The 10005-nt window shown below is 71.6% G+C and carries 10 protein-coding genes and 1 pseudogene; 8 read left to right on the top strand and 3 right to left on the bottom strand.

Going from position 1 to position 10005, the window contains the following annotated elements:
* On the bottom strand, positions 1-535 hold a 535-nt coding region (locus tag BI06_RS30145; RefSeq protein WP_233290325.1), incomplete at its 3' end, for a BTAD domain-containing putative transcriptional regulator.
* 314 nt (positions 536-849) lie between these two features.
* Between BI06_RS30145 and BI06_RS30140 the strand changes: the two genes are divergently transcribed.
* The 8 genes from BI06_RS30140 to BI06_RS30105 all read left to right on the top strand — a co-directional run bounded on the left by BI06_RS30140 (position 850) and on the right by BI06_RS30105 (position 8482).
* Positions 850-1911 (top strand): hypothetical protein, encoded by a 1062-nt coding sequence (locus BI06_RS30140; RefSeq protein WP_043472766.1) that lies wholly within the window; start codon positions 850-852, stop codon positions 1909-1911.
* A 131-nt stretch (positions 1912-2042) separates the two neighbouring features.
* Positions 2043-3554: a hypothetical protein gene (locus tag BI06_RS30135; protein ID WP_043472763.1), complete on the top strand. Its 1512-nt coding sequence runs from the start codon at positions 2043-2045 to the stop codon at positions 3552-3554.
* 107 nt (positions 3555-3661) lie between these two features.
* Positions 3662-4030 carry a DUF1304 domain-containing protein gene (locus BI06_RS30130; protein ID WP_043472760.1) on the top strand — a complete coding sequence of 123 codons (369 nt, stop codon included), beginning with the start codon at positions 3662-3664 and terminating at the stop codon, positions 4028-4030.
* Positions 4027-4599, top strand: a complete 573-nt coding sequence (locus BI06_RS30125; RefSeq protein WP_043472757.1) for a TetR/AcrR family transcriptional regulator — start codon at positions 4027-4029, stop codon at positions 4597-4599. Before BI06_RS30130 ends, BI06_RS30125 begins: the two co-directional genes overlap by 4 nt.
* A gap of 110 nt (positions 4600-4709) precedes the next feature.
* Positions 4710-5147 carry a hypothetical protein gene (locus BI06_RS30120; RefSeq protein ID WP_043472754.1) on the top strand — a complete coding sequence of 146 codons (438 nt, stop codon included), beginning with the start codon at positions 4710-4712 and terminating at the stop codon, positions 5145-5147.
* Between the two features lie 75 nt (positions 5148-5222).
* The gene (locus BI06_RS30115; protein WP_030397926.1) at positions 5223-5522 is read left to right on the top strand and encodes a hypothetical protein; all 300 of its coding nucleotides are present in this window, start codon (positions 5223-5225) and stop codon (positions 5520-5522) included.
* A gap of 257 nt (positions 5523-5779) precedes the next feature.
* Positions 5780-7267, top strand: a complete 1488-nt coding sequence (locus tag BI06_RS30110) for a hypothetical protein (protein WP_043472751.1) — start codon at positions 5780-5782, stop codon at positions 7265-7267.
* 360 nt (positions 7268-7627) lie between these two features.
* On the top strand, positions 7628-8482 hold the full coding sequence (locus BI06_RS30105; protein ID WP_043472748.1) for an S-methyl-5'-thioadenosine phosphorylase: 855 nt from the start codon (positions 7628-7630) through the stop codon (positions 8480-8482).
* A gap of 213 nt (positions 8483-8695) precedes the next feature.
* Here BI06_RS30105 and BI06_RS30100 read toward each other — a convergent pair.
* Positions 8696-9091 (bottom strand): annotated as a pseudogene (locus tag BI06_RS30100) (transglycosylase family protein); the annotation flags it as partial.
* A 455-nt stretch (positions 9092-9546) separates the two neighbouring features.
* Complete coding sequence (locus BI06_RS30095) at positions 9547-9978, bottom strand: MerR family transcriptional regulator (protein ID WP_043472746.1); 432 nt, start codon at positions 9976-9978, stop codon at positions 9547-9549.
* Positions 9979-10005: the final 27 nt, after the last annotated feature.

Raw genomic sequence — 10005 nt, 5'->3', positions numbered from 1 at the left:
TCAGCCGCAGCTCCTCCAGCCGCTGCCGGTGCCGCTCCGCGAACGGCCCGGGGATCCCGGCCAGCGGCTCGCCCTGCCAGAGCTCCAGCGCCTGGTTGAGCAGGTCGCGGGCGCGCAGGGGATCGGCCCGGGCGGTCCGCTCCGCCTCGGCGGCCAGTGCCTCGGCCTGCTCCGCGTCCACCGCGAGTTTGGGCAGGACGAGCCGGTAGCCGTCCCCCATCGACATCAGGACGCTGCCCGCGCCCTTCTCACCGGTCTTCCCGCCGGTCTTCCCGCCGGGGTTCTCCTCCCCGGCCGCCACGGCGTCCAGGACCTTCCGCCACCGCCACGCGTACGTCCGCACGGTGGTCATCGCCGCCCCCGGCGGCTCCTCGCCCCACAGCGCCGCGATCAGATCCGTGGCGCTGGCCGAGTGGCCGGGCCTCAGTAGCAGTACGGCCAGCATGGCCTGCTGCTGTGGGCTGCCCACCTTGAGCGCCGTCGCGCCGCGGTGAGCCCGCATCAGACCCAGTACGGAAAAACGGAGATCGCTCATACTGCCCCCTGCTGCCCCAAGGACAGTGCCCGCCCCGTTCGTGCACATGTCAGATGATATGTGAGTTGTAGACCTCTGATGTTCTTGGCCACAAGGTCGAGCCCGGTGTCGAGGCTCCGTTGAGCCTGTGGTGACCGGGCGTTGACCCCCACCGGCAAGAATCACCCTGCCGGGGCCCTCCGGAGACGGTCCGGTCCGCGCCCCTCCTTCACCTCCCGCGACCGGGTACCCCCTGTGCCCGGTCGTGATCGCCCCCCGCCCCCGGCCGTCGGCGGCGTGGGGCGCCATGACCATACCTTCGGAGGCGGACGTCCGTGAACACCGCTCTGCTGTACCACCTGCTCGACGTCGACCCGGCCGACGGGCCGGCCGAACTGCTCCACCGCGCCCGCGGCAGCCGTCACCTGCCCCACCTCGTGCTCTCCGCCCTGGCCCGCGAGGACGTCCGGATGGGCGAACCCGCCCGCGCCGAACTGCGCCGCGCCCGCGCCCGCGCCGACCGCTACGCCGGCCTCGCCCTCGACCTGGCCCGCTCCACCGGCGTCCGCGCCATCCACGGCCTCCCGCTGGCCGGCTACTACCCCGCCGACCTGCTCCGGCCCCAGGCCGGGCTCGACCTGGTCGCCCCCGGCGAGGCCGCGCTCTGGCAGGCCGTCGTCCGCCTGGTCACCGACCACCCCGTGGAGACCATCGACGTCACCCTGCTCGGCGACCGCCCCCACCACACCGCCGTCACCGTCCGCTGGCCCGCCGAGGACCCGCTGCTCGACCCCTGGTACCGGGTCCGCCTCGCCACCGCCGCCCTGCCCGGCGACTGCGCCACCGTGCCGGTCCGGCCCTACCTGGTCGCGGACGACCACGTCGAGTGCTTGATCGCGCTCGCCGAGGCCCAGCTGCGGCGGGGCGGGACCGGCGCCGCCTCCGGTCCCCCCGACCCGCTCACCCTGCTCGACCTCTCCTGTCTCACCGACCAGCCCTTCGAACCCGCCGAGACCGCCGCAGTCCTGGCCGCCTACCGCCTCGCCCCCGAGGCCGCCGCCCTGCTCGACCTCGCCGCCCCGCTGCTGCCGCTCGGCACCCTGGCCGCCGTCCGCACCGCCCTCACCCCCGAACTCGCCCCCGAGCGCCGCCGCCGCGCCGAGGCCGCCGCCACCCCCCGACTGCCCGTCCGGCACGGCACCCTGCTGCGCCGCACCGTCATCCGCCACACCTGGGACGAGGCCCGGCTGCTGGGTGCCGACGGCTCCCACGAGGGGGGCGCCCTGCTGCTCACCCCCGTCGCCGACTACCTGCTCGGCACGCCCGACGCGTCCCCCACCCTCGCCGACCGCAGCACCGCGCTGGACGCGCTGCACCACTGGGACACCCACTGCTGACGGTTGCTCATGCCGACCGTGTCGTACCGCCCTCGGCCCCCGATCTGCGAGAACGGTTCCGCCGCTCCGTCCGGGCCCCCTACTGTCGACGCACTGGCACGCGGGGGACGACTTCCGAGGGGGAACACACCGTGCACATCCACTGCGACCGCTGCGGGTTCGAGCGGGTCTACACCGGGGCGCAGAACCAGGACGGCATGCCCTGCGCGGTCTGCGGCCTCGGCCGCATGCGCAACGGGCGGCCGGCCCGCGGCTTCACGATCGGGGCCGACTTCCGGCCCGCCCCGCACGACATGCTGGTGCCGAACTACCACGCGGTCCGCACCGGCACCCGCTCCACCCCGAGCGACTTCCACTACTTCGCGGCCCTCCAGGGCAGTGCCTACCAGGCGTTCGTCCAGGAACACACCAGCTACGTCGGCGCGTTCACCAATCTGCTGGTGCCGGACTCCGAGCAGTTCGCCTGGCTCACCCCCTACACCGGCAACAAGCACAACCGGACCCACTTCACCCAACTCGCGCTCGCCCGGGTCGCCCAGGCCAAGTTCGTCGACAACAAGGGCCGACTGCCCCGGCTGATCGAGCCGTTCGTCGGCTCCGGGCAGATCTGGCTCAACTCCGCCTGCTGGGGGAAGGCCTTCACCGGCGGGGTCCAGCCGTTCGCCTCGGTCGTCGCCGGGGACCTCAACCACTACGTCATCGGCAGCTACTGGACCATGCGCCGGCTCGGCGCCCGCTTCGTCGACGAGTACCTGAAGCTGGCGGAGGCGTGGGACGCCGATCTTCCCCAGCGCTTCGCCCAGTTGGTCGAGGAGACCAGGACCGCCAAGGGGGAGCTGGCCCGGGCGGGGGAGAACCCGGCCCTGGCGATGATGGCCTGCTTCAAGTACATCTGGCTGGTCAACCGCTGTGTCCGCGGCACCAAGCTGAGCCCGGGTGGCGCCGTCGTCGCCAGCTGCGAGGACCGCACCGCCGGCCAGCTGACCGCGCTGCGCGCCCAGGAGCGGGAGCGTCTCGGCGCGGTCCGGGACAAGGTGGTGGGCACCGCGTTCGACTTCGAGTGCCGGGACTTCCGCCGCACCTGCGAGCTGGCCGAGCCGGGCGACATCGTCTTCATGGACTGCCCGTTCCCGGACTTCAGCAACGGTCTGGTGCCGGGCGACGCGGTGTCGCCGGAGACGGTCGGCTCCAGGAGCGCGAACACCTACGGTACCGGGGACGACGGGGCGGACTTCCAGAAGGCCATCGTCGACGTCGCCCGGGAGCTGTCCCGGGAGGGCGTCACCGTCCTGCTCTGCAACTTCGCCAACCCCGGCCTGGTGCACGCCTACCAGCGGCTGGTGGCCAACGGGGTGGCGGCCCGGGACCTCAAGTACTACACCTTCACCTACCGCTCGCCCGCGACCACCACCGAGGCGTACCAGCTCACCGTCGTGCCCGGTGTCGGGAACCGGGCCGTGACGGCCAGTCCGCGGCAGATCCTCGCCGACTGGCACCAGCACGGCGGTGACGACGTGCTCGCCGGAGAGTTCTTCGCGCCGCGCCAGGTGCTGAACGAGACCGAGATGGACTTCCAGCTCCAGTACGACGCGCAGCAGGAGCGGCGCGAACAGGACGAGGACAGCGACTACGAGCCCCAGTAGGACCGCCCGGCTCCCCCTCCCCCCGGCCCCCCTCTCCCTCTCTTGCCCTCTCTTGGACAGGTGTCCATGTATGCTGGACACCTGTCCAAGAGAGAAGGGGGTCGACCGTGCGTACGGCCGCGAACGTCCTGGTGGTCCTGGTGGCCGCCCTGCACCTGTACTTCCTGGTCCTGGAGATGTTCCTGTGGCAGCGGCGGCCCGGCCGCGAACTGTCCGGCTTCGACGCCGACCTCGCCCGGACCACGGCCCCGCTGGCCGCCAACCAGGGCCTCTACAACGGCTTCCTCGCCGCCGGACTCGTCTGGGGCCTGATCGCCGGCGGCTCGACCGCGACCGGCTTCGGCGCCCAGGTCTTCTTCCTGTCCTGCGTGGTCGTCGCCGGAGTGTTCGGCGCCGCCACCGCCAACCGGCGGATCCTGTTCGCCCAGGCCGTCCCGGGCGCGCTGGCCCTCGCCGCCGTCCTGCTCGCCCGATGAGCCCGGACCCCTCGCCGGTGGACCCCCGCGCCGCCCGCACCAGGGCCCGGCTGCGGCAGGCCCTGCTGGAGGAGTGCGCCGAGCAGCCGCTGAGCGCGATCGGCGTCGCCGCCGTGGTCCGCCGCGCCGGCGTCGGCCGGGCCACCTTCTACGTGCACTACGCCGACCTGGAGGCCCTCGCCGTCGACGCCTGCGCCGACGTGGTCCGCGAGGCCGTCGACGCCCTGCACGCCTGGCGCGGCACCCCCGACCCGGCCGCCCCGCCCCCCGCCCTGGCCGCCTTCCTCACCGCCCTGCTCCCGTACGCCGGCCTCTACCGCTCCCTCCTCACCCCGGGCGGCGGCGGCCCCCTCGGCCAGGTCCTGCACCGCGAACTCCGCGAACGCAGCCGCACCGAACGAACCCTCGCCGGCGCCCCGCAACCCGAACTCGTCGCCTCCATGGTCGCCGGCGCCTTCACCGCCCTCCTCGCCGACTGGCTCCACGGCTCCGTCGAAGCCACCCCCACCGACCTCGCCGCCCGCACCTGGCGCCTCCTGGTCTCCATGCACCGCACCCCGGGGCTGTGATCCCGGCGGCAGCCGGAGCGACAGGGCCGGCTGCATTCGGGTACGACCGCAACCGGGCCCCGCGCCGACCGACGGAGCGAGGGCCGCCCCCACCCCTTCCGGGAGATCCGTTGAACCGCGCGACGGCCACGCTCGCCACGGCAACCATCGCCGCCGGCCTGCTTCTCACCTCCTGCGGGCCCACCGACGAGTCGGTGACCACCCGTCAATCCGCCTTCGCCCCGACGGCAATGCCTTCGGGGGGCGGCGCCGAGGCCGCGGCCGCCGACTTCGCCCGGTTCGTCCAGGAGCGCGGCACCTCGGAGCAGCGCACGGCGGTGGTCGGCCACATCACCGCCGTCGCCCGGTCCACGCCCCAGGGGGACCACCGCAACAGCTACATCGCCACCGACTTCCCGCAGTCCGACGACGCGACGACGCGGGCCGTCGTCAACGCCTATCTGCGGTGGGCCGGACCGGCGGACGACGCCGTCATGCTCGTTCTCTACACCGCGGCCGGAACGGTCATGGGCGCCGTGGAACTCGCGTCGTGGCGGAGCCCGTCGTAGGCACCGCCGGGCCTCGCGGGCTCCTGCCCATTTTCCGGGTGCCCCGGGAGGCCGCCCGGGCCTGCCCTGGCCGGCATGACGGGGACCGAATCACCGCGTCGGCTGTTCCACGCCCCGGAGGCGTACGAGGGGCAGGACTCCGAGTTCTCCGGCTCCAACTCGCAGTGGAAGACCGACTTCCGCCACGACTACCGCACCGCGACCGCGTACCACTACAACGTGGACGGAACGGCGGAATCCTCGCGGCCGCCCCACCAGGACCACCACGACCTCCTGCGCCACCGCTACCTCGTCCGCCCACCCGCTGCCGCCACTCCAACCCCGCACCCCACCTCCGCCGACCGGCGCCTGACCGAACCCCGCCCGGCCGCCTGAAGCTTGGTGCAGAAGGTCGGAAGGGCACTTCCCCGGTACGGGCGGGGTGCTTCGGGCTGAGCCGTTCCGGGTGGAGACGTTCTGCGATGTCATTTCAGTTCGACCGCCATGCGGCGGCTCCCCGCCACTCATGACTGACCAACGATCCGATAGCGCTGATAAACTGATCGGTTAGCCCATTGTCGGTATCGCGAGAGTCGGGCTTCGGTCCGAGGGGGCTGCGAGTCGGTGGGGCGAGCCACGTTCAAGGAGGCAAGGTGCGGGACAACTTCGGGCCACTGTCGGACCTTTCCGATGTCGAGGAGGTCGTCGAGGCGATTGTGGGGGTGCTGAGCCAACAGCTCGTCGACTATGAGCCGGAGGGCGAGCAGGATGGCCGCCTCGTCTTCGTACTGGGCGCGACCCTGGAGAGCGGAGGAACCGGTGTAGATGAAATCGATGATGCTCTTCGGAACGTCTATCGGAACGCCCCCGACCGGCCTCGCGCGGCCTGGGAGGCAGAGATCGAATTCGACGCGATCGAGAAGATCGCCCGCCGACTTGTCTCTTCCAAGGGCAGGCCAGACACCCAGATCGAGGGGCCGGCCACCCTGGAGATGCTGGTCCGCGACGAGACGCCCTATCAGAGGCTCAAGAGGCCGCAGGGCGCGAGCGTGACCTACAACGTCAGAACCTCTGCCGGGGAGTGCGCGGTCACGGTGGGGCCGCCGTCGATTGATCTGCTCCTGCGTCTGGCGTTCCGCCCCATGGGCTTCGAGCGAACGGGGTTCCTGGACCGGCAGCGTCTGTTCCAGTTCCTGATCGAACAGGAGGCGAAGAAGCGGCTCGGCGAGGGTGCGCGTACCCGTGTGTCCGCGCTGCGCCTGCTGCGCGTCATGGCCCATCCGGAGCTCGTCTCCCTGCGTCTTGAAGGTCCTCGCGGAACAGGTATCGATGAGCTTGAGAAGCTGGCGACGAGCTTTCGCACGCGCATCGCCTATGAGAGCGACGTGGTTCTCGCCCCGGTTCTGGACCTTGACCATCTGGAGAGCGCTCCGTCACAACCCCGATTCATCCGGCAACTGCGCCTTAGGACAACGGAGTTCGCCGATGCCATCGGGCAGGGGAGCCCCACCGGCTTCATGGGTGACCGGCTTCTCGGCGCGCTCGCCGGTGCGGATGAGGAGCTGTCCCTGAGGTATTTGCGGGCGATCGCTGCGGACAACCCCTTTGCCGCGTTCATGGGGTACTACCACGTGCTGGAGTACCAGATGGAGGAGGCGTGGTTCGAGAGTCTCAGTAGGAGAGTCGCGGCCGTCGGGGGTGTTCTGCAGCGCCCCGTCGACAGCATTCGCAAGGCCTCGAAACAAGCCCGCGAGCTGCTCGGCGTGAAGGAGGACGAGGTGAGGTTCACCGAACTGAGGGCTGTGCAGAATCTGCTCGAAGCCTCCCTCGACGTGCCCCGACTCGCCGCCGACCTCGGTCGGCTCGATGCGGGCACTGTCAAGTACTTCGCCGCCGGGAACCTTCCGTTCGCCGATGTTCCCCACTTGGAGTTCGCGAGGCCACTCGACGCGGACGGAGAGGCGGAACTGAAGCGCGAGACGGCATCGCGCATATACAACGTCCGCTGCGCGATCACCCATAGCAAGGCATCTGCGCGCCGCTACAGCCCTTACACCGACGACCTCCATCTCGCCCGCGAGGTTCCTCTGGTCCGCGTCGCGGCGGAACAGCTCCTGATCCCGCCGGATCAGCTCCTCTGAGAGTCGCCCTTCTCCCCTCCGGGAACGACTCTGCCGATATGCGCCGGGTCACAGGGTCTTCCTCCTCGGCCCGCATCAGAGGGCTGCCGGCCCAGCGACGACAAGGGACGACCAGGCCACTGTTCGGGTGCGGGCTTGTTACCTCGTACGGGTCGGGTGGCGGCAGGCACCGCGGCCTGCCGCCACCGGGCCCGTTGTCACCCCGCTCGCGCACCAGGCCCTTGAACCGCCGCCGCAGACGCCGTGAACGTCTCCATCCGGACCGGCTCAGCCGGTGCCGGTGAAATGCTCTCCCCGAATTTGCTGCAAGAGAGCTTTAGGCTGGACCCCTTGACGATCTTCTCCGAAGGGGCGGGCGACATGACGGACGATCGGGGCGCGGTGCGGGCCGAGCTCGGCGTGATCGGCGGTTCGGGGTTGTACGCGCTGCTCGACGATGTGGTCGAGGTGGCCGTCGACACGCCGTACGGGGCGCCGAGCGACTCGGTGTTCGTCGGTGCGGTGGGTGGCCGGCGGGTGGCGTTCCTGCCGCGGCACGGGCGGGCGCACGCGATTGCGCCGCACCGGATCAACTACCGGGCCAACCTGTGGGCGCTGCACTCGCTCGGGGTGCGGCAGGTGCTGGGGCCGTGCGCGGTGGGCGGGTTGCGACCGGAGTACGGGCCGGGCACGCTCGTGGTGCCGGACCAGTTCGTCGACCGTACCGCCGCCCGGGCGCAGACCTTCTACGACGGCGAGCCGCTGCCGGACGGCTCCCTGCCGGGTGTGGTGCACGCGCCGCTGGCCGACCCGTACTGCCCGGCCGGCCGCGCCGCCGTGCTGGCCGCGTCCCGGGAGGCCGGCTGGGAGCCGGTGGACGGCGGCACCCTGGTGGTGATCGAGGGCCCGCGCTTCTCCACCCGCGCCGAGTCCCGCTGGTTCACCGCCAACGGGTGGTCCACGGTCGGCATGACCGGCCACCCGGAGGCCGCGCTCGCCCGCGAACTCGCCCTCTGCTACACCTCGTTGAACCTGGTCACCGACCTGGACGCGGGCGTCGGGAGCGGCGAGGGCGTCACCCACGCCGAGGTCCTGGAGGTCTTCGGCCGCAACGTCGACCGCCTCCGTACCGTCCTGTTCGCCGCCCTCGAAGCCCTCCCCGAACGCCGCTCCTGCTCCTGCCCCCGCGCTCTCGACGGCTTCACCCCCAACATCCCGGGCCTGGAGGGAGACTGATCCGCGCCGGGCTCGACCGCAGCCCCCGGGTCCGGGGTGCCTGGGCGCGTGGCAGGTCGGAGAAGATCAGGAACTCATGATCGTTTCACGCGCGGACCGTACCGTGCCGCCCGGGGGCGCACGACGCCGCTGGTCACCGGACCGTCCCTGTGGTGGGGGTGGTCGGGTGCAGCGGCGTTGTTGTGGTGCGCCCCGGTGGGGGTGGGGGTGTTACTTGGTGAGGCCGGCCTTGACGGAGCAGACGGGCCAGGCGCCGGGGCCCTGGGCGGCGAGGACCTTTTCGCCGATGGTGATCTGCTGGGCCTTGGTGGCCTGGTGGGCCTGGGGGGCGTAGGCGGTGCCGCCGAAGGCGGCCCAGGTGGAGCTGGTGAACTGGAGGCCGCCGTAGAAGCCGTTGCCGGAGTTGATGGCCCAGTTGCCGGTGGCCTCGCAGGCGGCGACCTTGTCCCAGACTCCGGCGGGGGCGGCGGAGGCGCTGTTGGCCGTGACGAGGCCGGCCACCGGCAGGGCGAGGACCGCCCCGGCCATCAGAGCCGTCCGGACGCGGTTGCGGCGCTTGGGGGTGGCGGTGACGGCGGTGGTGGCGGTGGTCTCGTTACGGAAGGTCACAGGGGGTCCTCTCGGAGGGGGTGCGGGCGTGCGGAACCAGGCCCAGGGAGGGCCGGCGGTTCTTGAGGGGGTGCTCGCGTGGTCGGTCACCACGTGCTTCGGGCGGTGCGGCCCGGTGGGCTGTGCGGTGCAACGGGTTCGAAGTTACGGGTGGTTCGGGCGGGTTTCAAGGATTCGCAGGTTTAGCGAGGTCAGGGGTGGGTTACCGGCCGTAATGATCACCAGAATGGGGTGATTTGAAGGCAAATGCCATGATTTTCAAGATCGAATATGGCCCGAAGGTGGCCCGCACCACACCCCTCGTCCTGTGAGCCCGCGCACACCGTCGACACCCCGTAACCGCCCCCCGCCCCGCCCGTGACGGAGCCACCCCCGCCCGGGTGGCCCCCACCACAGCCCTCACCCTCGGTGCGGAGACCGTCGCCCTCCGCCCGCCGAGCCGTGCGGAGCCGACGTCATCCGCAGGCGGGGCCGGGGGCGGTCGTGGCCCGGTGGGAGGGGTTCCAGAGGCGGTCGGCCTCGCCGCGGGCGAGGTGGTCCTCGTAGATCCGCACCTTGGCCCGCATCACCTCCAGCGTGTCCCGGAGTTCCCGGACCTGTGCCTCCACACGGTCCTGGTGCCGGCGCAGCAGGTCGAGCCGTTGGTGTTCATTGCCCGGGCCCTGGCCGGCCAGCTCGATGTACTGGCGGATCTCCGCCAGGGGCACGCCGGAGGAACGCAGCCTGGTGCAGATCGCCAGCCACTCCAGATCCTCCTCGTGGTAGATCCGCCGGCCGTTGGACAGGCGGCGTACCGGGTTGGCGAACAGGCCCTCCCGCTCGTAGAAGCGCAGCGCGTGCACGCTGAGTCCACTGCGCTGCGCCACCTCACCGATGCTCAGGTCCATCAGCGTCGTCCCCCTCGTACTGCTGTT

It is taken from the genome of Kitasatospora sp. MBT66, from assembly GCF_000710405.2.
Taxonomy (GTDB): domain Bacteria; phylum Actinomycetota; class Actinomycetes; order Streptomycetales; family Streptomycetaceae; genus Kitasatospora; species Kitasatospora purpeofusca.
This window is presented reverse-complemented; position numbering and strand designations above follow the sequence as displayed.

What these genes read in the sequence shown, in the direction of transcription:
- BI06_RS30115 (WP_030397926.1), top strand. Translation starts at nt 5,223, where the DNA reads ATGACGGGGACCGAATCACCGCGTCGGCTGTTCCACGCCCCGGAGGCG.
- BI06_RS30095 (WP_043472746.1), bottom strand. Translation starts at nt 9,978, where the DNA reads ATGGACCTGAGCATCGGTGAGGTGGCGCAGCGCAGTGGACTCAGCGTG.
- BI06_RS30125 (WP_043472757.1), top strand. Translation starts at nt 4,027, where the DNA reads ATGAGCCCGGACCCCTCGCCGGTGGACCCCCGCGCCGCCCGCACCAGG.
- BI06_RS30105 (WP_043472748.1), top strand. Translation starts at nt 7,628, where the DNA reads ATGACGGACGATCGGGGCGCGGTGCGGGCCGAGCTCGGCGTGATCGGC.